Source organism: Mucilaginibacter sp. (genome assembly GCF_965201005.1).
GTDB lineage: Bacteria > Bacteroidota > Bacteroidia > Sphingobacteriales > Sphingobacteriaceae > Mucilaginibacter_A.
This window is the reverse complement of sequence record NZ_OZ241747.1, coordinates 2,575,773-2,592,793: the sequence shown is the minus strand read 5'-3', so window position 1 is coordinate 2,592,793 and position 17,021 is coordinate 2,575,773. Positions and strand designations below refer to the sequence as shown.

At 42.5% G+C, this 17,021-nt stretch carries 11 protein-coding genes; 9 read left to right on the top strand and 2 right to left on the bottom strand.

Annotation, left to right across the window (positions count from 1 at the left end; all coding sequences use genetic code 11):
• Positions 1 to 2 precede the first annotated feature (2 nt).
• The 4 genes from nuoL (at position 3) to ACOFKR_RS11940 (ending at position 7,174) form a co-directional block, all read left to right on the top strand.
• Positions 3 to 2,033: an NADH-quinone oxidoreductase subunit L gene (gene nuoL / locus ACOFKR_RS11955; RefSeq protein ID WP_419801032.1), complete on the top strand. Its 2,031-nt coding sequence runs from the start codon at positions 3 to 5 to the stop codon at positions 2,031 to 2,033.
• A gap of 4 nt (positions 2,034 to 2,037) precedes the next feature.
• Positions 2,038 to 3,639, top strand: coding sequence for a complex I subunit 4 family protein (locus tag ACOFKR_RS11950; RefSeq protein WP_419801031.1), 1,602 nt, complete (start codon positions 2,038 to 2,040; stop codon positions 3,637 to 3,639).
• A 5-nt stretch (positions 3,640 to 3,644) separates the two neighbouring features.
• The gene (locus ACOFKR_RS11945) at positions 3,645 to 5,153 is read left to right on the top strand and encodes an NADH-quinone oxidoreductase subunit N (protein WP_419801030.1); all 1,509 of its coding nucleotides are present in this window, start codon (positions 3,645 to 3,647) and stop codon (positions 5,151 to 5,153) included.
• Between the two features lie 113 nt (positions 5,154 to 5,266).
• Positions 5,267 to 7,174 carry an amidophosphoribosyltransferase gene (locus ACOFKR_RS11940; RefSeq protein WP_419801029.1) on the top strand — a complete coding sequence of 636 codons (1,908 nt, stop codon included), beginning with the start codon at positions 5,267 to 5,269 and terminating at the stop codon, positions 7,172 to 7,174.
• 365 nt (positions 7,175 to 7,539) lie between these two features.
• Here ACOFKR_RS11940 and ACOFKR_RS11935 read toward each other — a convergent pair whose 3' ends face one another.
• On the bottom strand, positions 7,540 to 8,190 hold the full coding sequence (locus ACOFKR_RS11935) for a LysE family translocator (RefSeq protein WP_419801028.1): 651 nt from the start codon (positions 8,188 to 8,190) through the stop codon (positions 7,540 to 7,542).
• A 165-nt stretch (positions 8,191 to 8,355) separates the two neighbouring features.
• Here ACOFKR_RS11935 and ACOFKR_RS11930 point away from each other — a divergent pair, with 165 nt between their 5' ends.
• From ACOFKR_RS11930 to ACOFKR_RS11915, 4 genes are all read left to right on the top strand, one after another.
• The gene (locus tag ACOFKR_RS11930; protein WP_419801027.1) at positions 8,356 to 9,963 is read left to right on the top strand and encodes an MFS transporter; all 1,608 of its coding nucleotides are present in this window, start codon (positions 8,356 to 8,358) and stop codon (positions 9,961 to 9,963) included.
• A 6-nt stretch (positions 9,964 to 9,969) separates the two neighbouring features.
• A complete protein-coding gene (locus tag ACOFKR_RS11925) occupies positions 9,970 to 10,431 on the top strand; it encodes a deoxycytidylate deaminase (RefSeq protein ID WP_419801026.1) in 462 nt (153 codons plus the stop codon).
• Positions 10,432 to 10,994: 563 nt separating this feature from the next.
• On the top strand, positions 10,995 to 12,347 hold the full coding sequence (locus tag ACOFKR_RS11920) for a serine hydrolase domain-containing protein (RefSeq protein WP_419801025.1): 1,353 nt from the start codon (positions 10,995 to 10,997) through the stop codon (positions 12,345 to 12,347).
• Positions 12,348 to 12,453: 106 nt separating this feature from the next.
• Positions 12,454 to 13,227 carry a glucose 1-dehydrogenase gene (locus ACOFKR_RS11915; RefSeq protein WP_419801024.1) on the top strand — a complete coding sequence of 258 codons (774 nt, stop codon included), beginning with the start codon at positions 12,454 to 12,456 and terminating at the stop codon, positions 13,225 to 13,227.
• 399 nt (positions 13,228 to 13,626) lie between these two features.
• On the opposite strand, the gene cmk is transcribed toward ACOFKR_RS11915, so the two are convergent.
• The gene (cmk, locus tag ACOFKR_RS11910) at positions 13,627 to 14,307 is read right to left on the bottom strand and encodes a (d)CMP kinase (protein WP_419803638.1); all 681 of its coding nucleotides are present in this window, start codon (positions 14,305 to 14,307) and stop codon (positions 13,627 to 13,629) included.
• A gap of 184 nt (positions 14,308 to 14,491) precedes the next feature.
• Here cmk and lon point away from each other — a divergent pair, with 184 nt between their 5' ends.
• Complete coding sequence (gene lon, locus ACOFKR_RS11905) at positions 14,492 to 16,954, top strand: endopeptidase La (protein ID WP_419801023.1); 2,463 nt, start codon at positions 14,492 to 14,494, stop codon at positions 16,952 to 16,954.
• Positions 16,955 to 17,021 lie beyond the last annotated feature (67 nt).

The following is a 17,021-nucleotide window of genomic DNA, read 5'->3' as shown; positions in this document are numbered from 1 at the left end:
ATTTGGAAAAATTACAACAAATACAAAATTATCCTACCGAAATCTGGCTGGCTTTGATAACGGTTTTGCTGCCGTTTGCTGCTTTTATCACCAATTTTTTAGTGGTAAAAACAGCATCGCGCATGGCAGGCTTTGTATCGGCGGTTTGCATTTTTTTAAGTTTGGTTTCTTCCGGGCTGCTTTTCTTCAAAATCTGGAACCATCCGCAGCTACATGTGCAAACACTGTGGTTTCAAATCGGAGCGGTTAAAATCTACGCAGGTTTATTGCTCAATAATTTATCCGTTTTGATGCTGGTTTTGGTGGATGTGACTGCGCTGGCTGTGCATATTTATTCATTGGCTTATATTCGGTACGATCCGAAATTCCGCCGGTATTTTCGTTACCTCAGCTTCTTTTGCTTCGCGATGCTGGCTTTGGTTGTGGTAGATAATTTACTGCTGATGTACGCCTGTTGGGAATTGGTTGGTTTCGCTTCTTACCTGCTCATCGGTTTCTGGTTTACGCGCGAAAAAGCAGTTTTGGCCAGCAAAAAAGCGTTTATAATGAACCGGATTGGCGATCTGGGTTTTCTGATCGGTATTATGATTTTGTTTGCCCATTTTCACACTTTTGATCTGATTCAATTATTCGGCAACCCAAATAATTTCGGAACAAATAATTTATCCGGAACGTGGTTAACTATTGCCGGTCTTTGTTTTTTCCTCGGCGCGGCAGCCAAATCAGCACAATTTCCGCTGCACACCTGGCTGCCCGACGCCATGGAAGGCCCGACAGCCGTTTCTGCTTTAATTCATGCTGCTACGATGGTGGCGGCTGGCGTTTTTTTGCTGGCGCGGGTTTATCCGGTTTTCAATCCGGAAGTGAAAACGGTTATCGCCATCACCGGCTCATTTACCGCATTTATGGCCGCCACAATAGCCCTCACCCAAAACGATCTCAAGAAAATCCTGGCTTATTCTACCATTTCGCAATTGGGTTTTATGGTTGCCGCAATGGGCGTTGGTGCTTATTCTTCGGCCATGTTCCATCTGATGGCACATGCTTTTTTTAAGTGCCTTTTGTTCTTGTCGGCCGGCGTGATCATCCATGAAATGCAGCATTTAAAAGAAAAACTGCACCTGGATATCGATCCGCAGAACATTTTGTATATGGGCGGTTTGCGCAAAGTTTTGCCGGTAACTTTTGTGGTTTGCGTGATCGCCGCTTTGGCATTGATCGGTTTTCCGCTCACGTCCGGCTATTTATCTAAAGATAGCATTCTGATCCAGGCTTTTGAATGGGCAGAAGGCAAATCGTTCTTCTTCAAAATTATTCCGGTTTCCATATTGATCACCAGCTGGATGACCGCTTTTTACATCGCCCGTTTAATGTTCAAGGTTTTTTGGGGCGAATCCAGGTTGAAGCAAATGGTCCCGACTTTCCAGCCGCACCTTTCTGCAGAAAAAAAATTGTTCACGCTGCCGATGCTGTTTTTATCGGTGTTTTGTTTGTTTCCGGTCTTCTCCTTAAATCCGTTATTGTACGAACACAGCTGGGTTTTCCGTGGCTTTTTAAATGCGGATTATTTTGAACGTGAAAATATCTATCATACCATTATCCCGGCGGCCGTCAACCTAATTACCATTCCGGTAGTTTATGTAGCTTACCTGCGTTACGCCCGGCAACAGGTCAACTGGTTCCCGGAGCACGGTTTTCTGTTCAAACTATCTTATAATCATTGGTATATAGATATTTTCTATCAAAAACAGGTGGTAAAAACAGTAGTTTGGTTCAGCAAAAAACTTTATGCTTTTGACAGATTGGTGATTGACGGATTTATAAACCTGTTGGCCAAAGCCGGCCTGTTTTTGTCCAGGATCAGTGCCTGGTTTGACAAGTATTTAGTGGACGGAACTGTAAATTTTATTGCCTTTCGTGTCCGCGATTTGGGTAGTTTTGCCCGCAGTTTTCAAACCGGAAAAGTGCAGCAATACCTGCTTACCATGCTGCTATTTATTTTAGGGATTTACCTTTTTAAGACGCTGATTTAGGTTGATGGACCACATACTTACCCTGCTTATTTTTACCCCATTACTGTTTGGCGCAGTGCTTCTTTTACTGCCTGTTTCGTTGCGCAATAATTTTAAACATCTGGCATTGGCAGCAACTTTGGTACAGGTTTTTTTAAGCGGATGGCTGTATTTTCATTTTCAAACCGGTGCTTCTTTTAGCGGTATAAATCATGTAAACCAGTATCAATTTGCCGAAAAAGCAAGCTGGATCAGCCTCAATCTTGGTTCGCTTGGCAAAATGCAAATTGATTATTTTGTTGGGGTTGATGGTTTTTCCATCGGCTTGCTGTTCATGTCTTCGGTTGTAATGTTGGTTGCCGTTCTCGCTTCCTGGGAAATCAAAACCAATTTAAAAGGCTTTTTTGCTTTGTTTTTATTGCTGGATACGGCCGTAATCGGTGTTTTTTGTGCGCTGGATTTCTTCCTGTTCTATATTTTTTATGAACTGATGTTGCTGCCATTGTACTTCCTAATTGGGATGTGGGGCGGCGTCCGGCGCGAATATGCAGCCATCAAATTCTTTTTGTACACGCTTTTTGGTTCTGTTTTTATGTTGCTGGTGATGATCGGCCTGTACTTTTCCGTTACCGATCCAACCACTGGAAACCATACGTTCAACATCGTCCACATGATGAATCCTGCCAATTATGCACAAGGTTCAATATTCTCTGCGGCAGCGCATCAAACCTTGTTCGGCTTTCCGGCGCGTTACCTGGGTTTTGTGGTTTTGTTTATTGCTTTCGCCATTAAAGTCCCGGTAGTGCCTTTTCATACCTGGCTGCCCGATGCGCATGTGGAAGCCCCAACAGCCGTTTCCATCATTTTGGCCGGCGTTTTATTAAAAGTTGGCGGTTACGGTATTTTACGCATCTGCTTCAGCATTTTCCCTGAAGTGGCCACAGCCGGTGCGTTCTGGCTTGGTTTGCTTGGCGTGATTTCCATTTTATACGGAGCCTTAAACGCACTGGCACAAACTGATCTGAAACGCTTGATTGCCTATTCCTCCGTCTCGCACATGGGTTTTGTTTTGCTGGGAATAGCTTCGCAAACCACCGAAGGCGTAAGCGGCGCGATGATGCAAATGCTCAGTCACGGTTTTTTATCGGCCATGCTGTTCTTTTTAGTTGGGGTGATTTATGTGCGCGTACACGACCGCTACATTTATAACTTTCGTGGTTTGGCTTCGCTGATGCCCATTTTTACGGTTTTTGTGATGATTGCTTTCTTCGCTTCATTGGGTTTGCCCGGGTTTTCTGCTTTTATTGCCGAAGCTTTTTCACTGATCGGTGCGTTCACTTCCGCTTCCGTAAACGGTTTATTGCCCGGTTGGATGGCCATTTGCGGTTCCATCGGCATTTTGCTGAGTGCGGCTTACTTTCTGTGGACTTTGCAACGCATGTTTTTTGGCGAAACCCGTTTATCCGGCGGCGAAACCTGGAGAACAGCTTTAACAGATCTCAATTTCCGGGAAAAATCAGCTTTAGTCCCGTTGGCATTTATGGCTTTAATCATCGGGATTTTACCTTCGCTGGTTTTCGACAAAATCAATGATTCCGTGCTGACTTTCGTTCATTTATTCAGATAAAAACCATGAACGAGCTGCCATTGTCCATTACCGAACAAATCAACAACGTACTGCAAAGCCTGCTCTATTTTGCGCCCGAAACCGCGTTGGTCATACTGTTTTTATTGGTGATAATTACCGGGCTGCTGTTTAAAAACGATGCCGACTGGATGTGTCGTTTACTGTGCCTGCTTGGTTTGGTTTTCGTTTTCCAGCGGGATGCGCAACAATTATATGTAATCGTTTCCGGGCCGAAATTTTTGTTTGGCAACATGCTTCTTTTACACCATATTTCTGTGTTGTTTAAGTTGATCTTTGCTGTTCTCACTTTTATTATCATCGTTTATATTCCTTTAGATCAGCCTTTAAAAGTACATCCAAAAGGTTTAAGTGATCTGTACGCCATTATTATCGCCGTAGTTTTTGGCCTGCACCTGATGGCCATGTCAGTCAATTTATTGATGATTTATCTATCGATAGAAATCGTTTCCGTAGGTTCTTACTTAATGGTGGCTTATCGTGCAGAAAACCGTTTTGCCATCGAATCGGGCTTAAAATATGTACTTTTTGGTTTTGCGGCGTCGGCAGTAATGCTGTATGGCATGTCGTTGCTTTATGCAGAAACCGGTCAGTTAAATTTATTTAACGGACAGTTTCTGGAGCAGCTAATTCGCCTCAATTCCATTCCGGTTTCCCTGGGGATTTTGCTGGTGCTGGCCGGTATCGGTTTCAAGCTTTCATTTGTGCCGATGCACTTTTGGGTGCCGGATGTGTACGAAGGCGCATCAACACCGGTGGTGGCTTTTCTCTCTACTTTAACCAAAATTGCCGGCTTTGCATTGCTGACCAACTTTTTAACGCCTTTTGTTTTTAACAATAAGTTTCAGGCTTTTGATTTTCGTTTGTACTTCTCCGTTATCGGCATACTTACCATGATCGTGGGGAATTTTGCTGCCATCAGGCAAACCAACATCAAGCGAATGCTGGCTTACTCGGCTATTGGCCATACCGGTTTTGGCTTAATGGCATTGGTCACTTTTTCACAGCAGGGCGTTTCGGCATTGCTGTTCTACCTGGCCGTTTATGCGCTGGCCAATATTACCGCGCTGATGCTTTGCAGTTTTTATGCCGGTAAAAACAGTATGCTCACGGTTGAAAACTTACGCGGACTGGGTAAAACTTATCCGTTTGCCAGCGTGTGTTTTGTAATTGTACTGATCTCGCTGACCGGCTTGCCTGTTTCCGCCGGCTTTAATGCCAAAGTGCTGGTTTTTTCTTCGGTGATTGAAATTTATCACCAAAATCATAACGTTTGGATGCTGGCCTTGCTGGTTATCGGGGCCGTTACTACTGTGGTTTCACTTTTTTATTACTTCAAAATCCCGTTGTACCTGTTCCTGAAATCCGCAGAAAACCAGCCGGAAAAACCAACCGGCCACGCGCAAATCCCGTTGCTGATTATTATTGGTTTGTTAAGTGCGATAGTGTTTTTACTGGGTATTTTTCCTTCTGCGCTGGCAAATTTTCTGCAATAAAAACAGCATCCGGATCATCATATTTAAGTAAGTATTGATTTGGATTTCCACCGTTTCGATTTTTAAAGGACATCTTTCAATATAAACCCTACTTTTGCGGCTTAATTGGAATCATGAGCGATCAGATTAAACACGAGTGCGGAGTTGCCTTCATCCGTTTGTTAAAACCGCTGTCATACTATCAGGAAAAATACGGAACATCACTTTACGGCCTGAATAAGCTGTATTTGCTGATGGAAAAGCAAAACAACCGCGGCCAGGACGGGGCAGGAGTAGCTACCATTAAACTGGACGTAGCACCCGGCCACCGTTACATCAGCCGCCACCGTTCTATGGCCAAAAACGCAGTTTCGGATATTTTTGAATACATCCAGAAAAAATTTGCCGATATCCAGAAAGAATACCCGGAGCAATTTGCCGATGCCGACTGGCTGAAAGAACACGTTAGTTTTACCGGTGAGGTTTTGCTGGGGCATTTGCGCTACGGGACACATGGCAAAAACAGCATTGAAAATTGCCATCCGTTTTTGCGCCAGAACAACTGGATGACGCGGAATTTGGTAATGGCCGGTAATTTTAACATGACCAATACCGATGAATTACTACAACAATTATTTGAACTTGGCCAGCATCCGAAGGAAAAATTAGACACGGTTACGGTGTTGGAAAAAATCGGCCACTTTCTGGATTCTGAAGTTCAGGGTTTGTTTGATCAATATAAAAGAGAAGGTTTGGATGATAACGTAGAGATCACCAAACTGATCGCTACTGATCTGGACGTAGCAAAAATCCTCAAAAAATCGGCTAAATCCTGGGACGGCGGTTACACCATTGCCGGGATTTTCGGTCATGGCGATGCGTTTATCATGCGCGATCCGGCGGGTATCCGCCCGGCTTTTTATTTCCAAAATGATGAGGTTTTGGTGGCAGCTTCCGAGCGGCCGGCCATACAAACGGCTTTTAATGTCCCGATCGGTGCGATCAAAGAAATCAAGCCTGGCCATGCGCTGATTATTAAAAAAGATGGACAGATTACCGAAGAGCAGTTTCGGGAACCGACTGAACGCAAATCATGTTCTTTTGAGCGGATTTATTTTTCGCGGGGAAGTGATGCTTCCATTTACCGCGAACGCAAGCAGCTGGGCCGGTTGTTGTGCCCGCAAATTTTAGGTGCCGTAAGCCACGATCTGGTAAATACGGTTTTCTCCTACATCCCCAACACCGCCGAAATTGCTTTTTATGGCATGGTAGAAGGTGTGCATAAATATATCAAATGCCATCAGCGCGAGCAGTTGCTTAACCGTGCCGATAAAATTACCGATGAAGAGCTGGACAAAGTGCTGAGTATTGCGCCGCGGGTAGAAAAACTGGCGATAAAAGATGTAAAACTGCGTACGTTTATCACGCAGGATGCAGACCGCTCGGAAATGGTGGCGCATGTTTACGATACCACTTACGGCCTCATCAAAAACGGCAAAGATACACTGGTGGTTCTGGATGATTCCATCGTTCGCGGCACTACGTTAAAGCAAAGTATCCTGAAAATCATTGATCGTTTGGGGCCAAAAAAAATCATCGTGGTATCGTCTGCACCGCAAATCCGTTATCCGGACTGTTATGGTATTGATATGTCCCGAATGGGCGAGTTTGTTGCTTTTGAAGCTGCAATTACGTTATTAAAAGAGAGCGGACGCCAAGATATCATTCACGAAGTTTACCGGCAATGTAAAGAAAGCGTGAATTTGCCCAAAGAGGACGTTCTGAATTATGTAAAAGCAATTTATGAACCTTTTACAGATGAGCAGATTTCCGATAAGATTGCCGAAATCATCACCCCAAAAAACATCAAAGCCGAAGTGCAGGTGATTTACCAAACGCTTGATAATTTGCACAAAGCTTGTCCGGATCATTTAGGCGATTGGTATTTCTCCGGAAATTACCCCACACCGGGCGGAAATAAGGTGGTAAACAAAGCATTTTTAAATTGGATGGAAGGCAAAAATCAGCGGGCATATTTGTAAGAGGTTTGGGGTTTGCGGTAAGCTGTTGGATGGTACCTGGTTTTTGAATTTAGGTGGATAAAAGAAGCATTGTATTTTTCAATCTCAACTCAACTTTCTTTCTGAAATAGAATTTAGGGTGATAAAAGAAGCATTGTATTTTTCATTCTGAACTCAACTTTCTTTTTGAACTAGAAATTAGGTTGATAAAAGAAGCATTGTATTTTTTAATCTGAACTCAACGTTCTTTTAAGTCTGAAATTAGGTTGATAAAAGAAGCATTGTATTTTTCATTCTGAACTCAACTTTCTTTTTGAACTAGAATTTAGGTGGATAAAAGAAGCATCATCCTATGCAAATTATTTTTAGTCTGAGATTCTTAACACTTAACTGATCGGCGGAAAAACAAAGTGCGTTACCAGCCGGTCCATGATGATAAAAGCTGCGATAATCAGGGCAATTCCGGCCGCATAATTTAATCGGTGCACTAATTTTACCGAAATCTTATCACGCAACTTATTGGCATAGAATGCTTTGGTAGAATCCATGCCAAACTGCACAATCAAAATAGTAACAAACATAATGGCAATTTTTAGCTGCCGGTGCGGCACACCAGCGTGATAAACCGTGCTCGCAGTCCCGATCACGGTAATCCAATGAAACAAAATGGTAGGGTTGAAGATGCACATGGCAAAACCTTTAAAAAAGTAGCCTGCCCGATTAACCTTTGGCGGTGTGTGCGTATTAAAATCGACATCTGCTTTTTTTAGCAGATAATGTATGCCGATGCAAAGCAAAATTATGCTTCCGGCAATGCCCAGCCACACTTTTGCACGCGGCGGGATTTCAAATAATTGTGAGCCAAAAATAATCGCCCCAACAAAAACCACATCGCTTGAAACAACGCCTAAAGCCAAAGCCACGCCGGCATGAAAGCCTTTTTCTATACTGGTTTTGATCAGTGCAAAAAAAACCGGACCGGTAATAAAGGTCAAAACAATCCCGATCCCGATGCCGGAAATGATGGCTTCAATCATGTTGCAGCTTAAAATAGATCAGCATTAAAAGCGAATATGCAATTTAATTACCTTAACGCCCAACAAATACGGATTGCAACAATAATATGCATAATTAATACTGAATAATTTGCAAAATACTTTTATGTTCGCACTACTAATTGCTAAATCAATTTATTTAACCTAATGGCTCAAACTGAAACAAAAAGCTATGCATCAGCTTTGTACTCCTTAATCACGGTTTTCTTTTTCTGGGGATTTCTGGCAGCATCCAACGGCGTATTTATCCCATTTTGTAAAACCCATTTTCATTTAACGCAGTTTGAATCCCAGCTGATTGATTTTACGTTTTACGGAGGCTATTTTATCGGTTCATTGATCTTGTATTTTATATCGCAATTGACCAAAGTTGATCTGCTTAATAAAATTGGTTATAAAAACGGTATTGTGTATGGCTTGCTCATCTCTACTGTTGGCGCGCTGGCCATGGTCCCGGCGATAAACAACGGGCATTTTGCCTTTATTTTAAGTGCTTTTTTTATTGTGGCGGTAGGTTTTTCTTTGCAGCAAACCGCAGCAAACCCGTTTGTGGTGGCTTTGGGGCCGCCAGAAAGCGGGCCTGACCGTTTAAACTTTGCAGGTGGCGTAAATAATTTTGGTGGTTTGCTGGGCCCGATCATTGTTAGCGTTGTCCTGTTCGGTTCGTCACGCGAGAGTGCACAAAGCAATGTTAGCATTACTTCGGTAAATAACCTGTATTTTATCCTGGCCGCTTTATTTCTGGCAGTTGCCGCTTTTTACAAGTTTTCCAACCTTCCAAAAATCAATAGTACAGAAAACGTTGATGCCAGTACCCGTGCAAACGCACCTTTGTTGGTGATCACTTTAGGCTTTCTGATGATTTTGGTAGCCAATCCTCTTGAAAAACTGACGGGTTTGAGCAATGCCTATTTTATTTATACAGCTTTGGCCATCATACTTTTGTCCATTATATATGTGCTTACTGCGCCAAAAAACAATCCGGACAGCTGGGGCGCCATGCAATATCCGCAATTAGTTTTGGGGATGCTTGCCATTTTTACCTATGTTGGGGTAGAAGTTACCGTTCAAAGCAATTTGGGTGCTTTATTAAAACTACCGGAATTTGGTGCTTATGATGATTCAGCAATCAAGCCTTTCATTTCTTTATATTGGGGAAGCCTGATGATCGGCCGCTGGACGGGCGGCATAAGTGCGTTTAAATTACCAAAACAAACCAAAAACATTTTAACGGTTGTTGTTCCGTTTGTGGCTTTTGCAGTGGTTTTGTTTTTCAACCACATTTCCGGTACAGATGTAAGCAATTTATACAGTTATGCCATTTGCGTTACGGTTTTAATTGTGGCATTCTTTTTAGGGCAGAACAAACCAACCCGCGTATTGATGATTTTTGGTATTCTGGGTGTTTTGGCCATGATTACCGGTTTGTTAACTACCGGTATTATTGCCACTTATGCTTTTTTAAGCGGAGGTTTATGCTGTTCAATCATGTTCCCGAGTATATTTTCGCTGGCTGTGGCCGGTTTGGGCAAACATACCAGTCAGGGTTCTGCATTTTTGATCATGATGATTTTGGGCGGATCGATCATTCCGCCGGTGCAGGGTATTTTGGCAGATACGGCCGGAATCCACGTTTCGTACATTATCCCTGTAATCTGCTTTGCTTACATCACTTTCTTCGCCATAAAAGTTGGACCGGCTTTGAAAAAACAAGGCATCGACATGAACAATGTGATTGCCGGCGGCGGACACTAATTTTACATGGCTAAAAAAAGCTTCGATACGATTTTTATGCACCTCGCTACCGATCTGGCTTTGCGTTCTCACTGCGTAAAAGCACAGGTTGGTGCCGTTTTAACAAAAGACACCCGCATCATTTCCATCGGTTATAATGGGCCGCCTGCCGGAACCCATAATTGTGATGAAGAATGGCCGGAACAAGGCTGTGCCCGCGACACAAAAGGAAGCTGCTCTTTAGCTTTGCACGCCGAGCAAAATGCCATTTTATATGCCGTAAAAAACGGTGCAAAGCTGGAAGGCGCAACTTTATATGTAACACTTTCGCCGTGTTTGCCATGTGCCCGGTTAATATTTTCGGCCGGGATTGCAGCTGTTTTTTACCAGAAATCATACGCCGCTTATAAAGGTTTTGCCGCGGATGAAGGTGTGGATTTTTTAAACCGGTTTGGTGTAACTACAAAACAGTATGAAGTTGTAGATTAATTTTTAAAAGCCTGTTTATACTCATAAAAATCAGTTTAGCCTGAGCCCGTTTAAACTTATCGAAGTAAAATACCATGCTTCTTTTATCACCTAAAAGTTGGTGTTTTTATCAAAATCTATCCATCTAAAACTAAAGCCTTTTATTTTTTGTATGATAAAAGAAGCAAATAAAAACCATTGGATAAACTTTAAACTGGCACTAAAATCTTTCAGTTTAAAACATTAGAGAAAGCCCGGTTTTACATTTAACTCCTATTTTTAATGAGATAGGAAGGATTGCAGCGAGTTGGCCTTTTAACATATCTTAAGTTAAATTTCCCCTAAAGCTTTATGGACAGTAATCAAACACGGTTTTTTCACCTTTGGTGTTATTGCTTCATTGTCAGTGCTTTGGCAACGATATATAGGCACTTTAGACGTTACCTTGCTAAACGCTTTAATTATTATTGGTTTGGTCGTCTGAATTGTTTCCGCGACGGTAAGTCACCTTACCGTTAAGGCTTGCGTTCTACCGGAAAATTAAGTAGCTGGCACAAAAAGAAACATTAAAGGAACCTTTTTATATGAACAAGTCAACGCGTTCTACAACTATCGAAAAAAACACTTGCACAAGATTGACCATACTCTTTGTATTGGTTGTTCTCGGCAGCGGATCTTCGTCCGCCCAGACAACAAAAAAATATCTTTCCGCAAAACAAAGCGATCCAAAGAATTTTGGCTGGATGCAGGGTTTTCCGCCGCCGGCAAATCGGATTTTGCATACTTGGGACGGGTCGTTCTTCGAGTTCCCGGCCATACGTTGGAGCGTAGTGCACATGCGCGAATTATTGCCTACCCAAAACGTATCGAGAGGATTGGAAGCACCTGACCCAATGCATTATGCCTTGGATCAAAATATTGATCAATTAACTTTTTTACCCTGGAATTCAAAGCAAAAGATGACATGGGAAAACTCTTTAGCCGAAAACTATACCGATGGCATGCTCATCATTCATAAAGGGAAAATAGTTTATGAGCGGTATTTTGGCGCCTTGACCCAGGAAAATGTTCATGCGGTCATGTCGCTCACAAAATCTTTCACCGGTACTCTGGCCTCTATTTTAGTGGCGGAAGGAAAACTCGATCCAGGTAAACTTGTTCCGTACTACGTGCCAGAACTTAAAAATTCTGCCTACGGCGATGCCACCGTAAGACAGGTAATGGACATGACTACCGCTTTAAAGTACAGCGAAGATTATGCAGACCCAAAGGCAGACATTTGGCAATTTTCTGCAGCTGGCAACCCGGCACAAAAGCCTAAAGACTACAAAGGTCCGGTTGGATATTACCAATATTTGGAAACCATAAAAAAGCAGGGCAAACATGGCGAAGCTTTTGGATATAAAACTGTAAATGCCGATGCGTTGGGATGGATTATTTCTAAAGCAACCGGCAAATCTATTACTAAATTACTCTCAGAAGAAATTTGGGGTAAAATTGGGATGGAACAAGATGCTTATTATCAGGTAGATGGAATGGGGACTCCTTTTGCAGGCGGAGGCTTTAACGCAGGTTTACGTGATTTAGGGCGGTTTGGCGAATTGATACTAAATAAGGGAATGTGGCACGGAAAACAGGTTTTTCCTGCCGCAGCTGTTGCCGATATAGAAAAAGGCGGTAGTAAAAAAGCGTTTGCAAAATCAGGCCATCCAGGATTGAAGGGCTGGTCATATAGAAATATGTGGTGGATGACAGAAAATCAAGATGGTGCTTTTTCGGCAAGGGGCGTGCATGGGCAAACCATTTATATTGATCCTGCCGCGCAAATGGTGATCGTGAGATTGGCATCGCATCCGGTAGCGGCAAATGCGGCAAACGATGCCACTTCTTTGCCGGCTTACCAGGCAGTAGCAGATTATTTAAAGAATAAAAGATAAAATTTCCGGTTATTTAATAGGGAACGGCAGCTTGTGACTTCCAAAACTCATTGTTGATGTGATTATCCGCAGGGAAAAACAATATAAAAATTAAAATAAAAGCGATATGGATTTTAAAGGATTATTTGATTTGACAGGAAAAACAGCCATTGTAACTGGCGGTGCTGCTGGTATCGGGAAAGCAACCGCTATCTTATTGGCAAAAGCAGGTGCAAATATCTCCATTGGGGATTTTGATCTTGAAAAAGCAGAAGATACGGCAAAGGAAATCAGGGAATTGGGCGTAAAAGCTACCGCCATAGCTTGCAATGTTTTAAAAGATGAAGATTTAGTAAATTTAGTCGATAAAACAGTCCGGGAATTAGGCGGCGTCCATATTCTTATCAACAACGCTGGAGGCGGCGGCGGCGGGCGGGAAAATCCATTTAAAATTTCTGTTGATGATATTAAACGCGACTTCGAGCTGAACGTATTCAGCGGCTGGCGTTTATGCCAATTATGTGTTCCCCACATGAAAAAAGATGGTTACGGATCCATAGTTTTTACAACGTCGATGTCTAGCGTAAACAAAAGCCCGAACATGAGTGGATATGGCGGTTCTAAAGCAGCGGTAAATCATTTGGCAGCCAACTTGGCTCATGATTTTGGCCCGGAAGTGCGTATTAATTGTGTTGGGCCGGGCGCAACAAAAACAGCTGCACTGGAAAAAGTGCTAACACCGGAAATCGAAGAAAAAATGCTGGCAAATACACCAATTAAAAGATTAGGAACTGCTGATGATATTGCTGGTGCCATGCTCTATTTTGCATCGCCAATTTCCGAATGGGTAAGCGGACAAACTATTTTTGTAAACGGCGGCGGAGTGCAGACGTTAGACTAAATTTAGCAGCTGGTACGATCATTGGTTTTGAAAATAACAGATGGTGCGGCAGAAATAAAACTTTATTATAACGTAAAAACTTTTTAAAACGGTATAACTTATTTCCAATGCCTCTTTTATCACCTAAAAAATCAAAAATTCTCGTGTTTTTTTGCGCCGCTATGGTAACACAACACCAATTTTATGGGATAAAAGAAGCATCAGGATTTTTCTCACAGAAATTTAACAACTTTTTATTGCCTGTTTAAATTTTTGTCAACAAGTTTACAATACTTCTTTTATGCCAGTAAATTTCGTTTTCGTAATTGTTGCCGATAGAAGAATTTATATAAAAACCACCAAATTTTAGGTGATAAAAGAAGCATCATAAAAAGCTTTAAACCTAATCATAGATAGCTTTTAAGCGGAATTCCTCAACGCGTTAACTTTTTCCAAAGCAAAATCGAGTTGTTGTTGGGGGGAAATATTGGTGTTGTCTAAAATCACTGCGTCATCGGCACGAACCAATGGGCTTTCAATCCTGGTGGTGTCTTGAAAATCACGGTCGGCGATGTTTTCAAAAATTTCATGCAACGTAATTTCCTGGCCTTTTTCGATCAGTTCTTTGTAACGGCGTTCTGCGCGGATTTTCGGGTCGGCCGTCATAAATAATTTCAGTTGCGCATTTTTAAAAACAGCAGTCCCAATATCGCGGCCATCCATCACAATATTTTTAGATTTACCCATCCGCTGCTGCTGTTTCACCATTTCGTGGCGCACTTTTTTTATGGCCGAAACCGCACTCACATTTTTTGAAACCGGCATTTGTCTGATTTCCGCAGAAACCTCCTCGCCATTCAGCATAATATGCGTTTCGTAATCGCGGGAGTTGAAGTTGAGGTGGATATTTTTCAATGCTTCGTAAACCTGCTCCGGATTGCCAACATCGATATTGTTCCGCAGGAAATACAACGTAACCGCCCTGTACATCGATCCACTGTCCACATAAATAAAATTAAGCTGCTTTGCCAATGCTTTTGCCAGCGTACTTTTTCCGCAGGAAGAATAGCCGTCAATCGCTATTACAAAGTTTGTGTTCATTTCAGGTTCAAAGATAACCGAATCCGGCAAAATCTGAATCACAAAAGCCAATGCTGTTTTTACCGCCTGTTTTTTGGTAAGATAAAAACAGCTTGGCATATCTCTTGAACATGAATAGCTTTGCACAACTTTTTACAGATAATTTAACATCACTGCCATATTGGCGTTTAAATACGGTTTTTAAATGAGTTTCGACCCTTTTGATTTTAATAATGCTTTGCCAATTATAAACGAAGAATCAGAATTTTTCCCGTTGATGTCATCCGAAGATGAAGAGGAAATGAACAACGAACAAACGCCGGAAGTACTGCCAATTTTGCCGCTGCGCAATACGGTTTTGTTTCCGGGCGTGGTTATCCCGATTACGGTTGGCCGGGATAAATCCATCAAACTGATTAAAGATGCCAACAAAGGCAACAAAATTATTGGTGTAGTTGCCCAAAAAGATACCACGGTTGAAGACCCTAACTACGATCAATTGTATCATGTTGGCACAATGGCATTGATTATCAAAGTTTTGCAGATGCCCGATGGTAACACAACCGTCATCATACAAGGTAAAAAACGCTTTCTGCTGAAAGAACAGGTGCAGACCGAGCCGTACATTAAAGCTGGTATCGAACCTTTTAAAGAGAACAAAACTGCTGAAAATAAGGAATTTAAGGCAATGGTTTCTTCAGTGAAAGATATGGCGATGAATATCATTCAGCTTTCGCCAAACATCCCTACGGAAGCCGGAATCGCCATTAAAAACATTGAAAGCACTTCATTTTTGGTAAATTTCATTTCATCAAACATGAACGCGCCGATGACAGTGAAGCAGCACATTCTGGAAGTGGCCAACCTGCACGAGCGAGCACAAATGGTGCTGGAACATTTAACGGTAGATTTGCAGATGCTGGAACTGAAAAACCAGATACAATCTAAAGTCCGGGTGGATTTGGACAAGCAGCAGCGCGACTACTTTTTGAACCAACAGATTAAAACTATCCAGGAAGAACTTGGCGGCACTTCGCCGGATATGGAAGTGGACAGTTTGCGCACAAAAGGCAGCAAAAAAAAGTGGTCAAAAGAAGTAGCAGATCATTTTAACAATGAGCTGAACAAACTGGCGCGCATTAACCCGGCCGCGGCAGATTATTCGGTACAGATCAATTACTTAGAACTATTGACCGAATTGCCCTGGAGCGAGTTTACCAAAGATAATTTCGATTTAAAACGTGCACAAAAAGTGCTGGACAAAGATCATTTTGGTTTGGAAAAAGTGAAGCAGCGCATAATTGAATATCTGGCCGTGCTGAAACTGAAGCACAACATGAAAGCCCCGATTTTATGTTTGGTTGGCCCTCCGGGAGTTGGAAAAACTTCATTGGGGAAATCCATTGCGAAAGCTTTAGGCCGTAAATATGTGCGGATGGCTTTGGGCGGAATCCGGGACGAGGCTGAAATCCGCGGCCATCGTAAAACGTATATCGGTGCCATGCCGGGCCGCATCATTCAATCAATTAAAAAAGCTGGCGCATCAAATCCGGTTTTTATTTTGGACGAGATTGATAAAGTGGGCAATGATTTCCGGGGCGATCCGTCCTCTGCTTTGCTGGAAGTGCTTGATCCTGAACAAAATAGCAACTTTTACGATCATTATGTAGAAATGGATTATGATTTGTCCAACGTGATGTTCATCGCGACAGCAAATACATTAAGCACTATTCAGCCCGCTTTGCTGGACCGTATGGAAATTATTGAGGTAAATGGCTATACTATTGAAGAAAAAGTAGAAATTGCCCGTCAGCATTTGCTGCCAAAACAACGAGAAGCACATGGTTTAAAACCAAAAGATGTAACCATCAAAAATCAGGTGATGGAAAAAGTGGTGGAAGATTACACGCGTGAATCCGGTGTGCGCAACCTGGAAAAAAAGATTGGTTCGTTAGTCCGAGGAATTGCCAAAAGTATTGCAATGGAAGAGGATTATTCTTCAGCGATCAACAAAGAAGATGTTGAAAAAATATTAGGTGCGCCCATTTATGATAAAGACAGCTACGAAAACAACAATGTTGCCGGTGTGGTTACCGGTTTGGCCTGGACGCAGGTTGGCGGTGATATTTTGTTTATCGAAGCCAGTTTAAGCCCGGGAAAAGGCCGCTTGACCATTACCGGAAGCTTAGGCGATGTGATGAAAGAATCGATCTCCATCGCTTTAGGATATATACGGGCACACGCTTTTTATTTCGGAATTGATGGCCGCTTGTTTGATCAATGGGATGTGCATGTGCACGTTCCGGCCGGTGCCACGCCAAAAGACGGTCCATCCGCAGGGATTACAATGTTAACAGCTTTGATCTCGGCCTTTACCCAGCGAAAAGTGAAAGAGCACCTGGCCATGACGGGCGAGATTACGCTGCGAGGAAAAGTGCTGCCGGTTGGCGGGATCAAAGAGAAAATTTTGGCTGCAAAAAGAGCAAATATCAAGGAAATCATCCTGTGCAAATCCAACCAGAAAGACATCCTGGAGATCAAGGAATCATACATCAAAGATATGAAATTTCATTATGTTTCGGATATGAAAGAAGTTGTTGGTTTGGCTTTGATGCCGGATAAAGTAGAAAACGCGTTGGATTTGACGGTTAAAGCGGTTTTGAATTAATACTGTTTTTACCATACAAAATATATTCATTTTATAAGCCAGCCATAATCCGCTGGCTTTTTTTAGT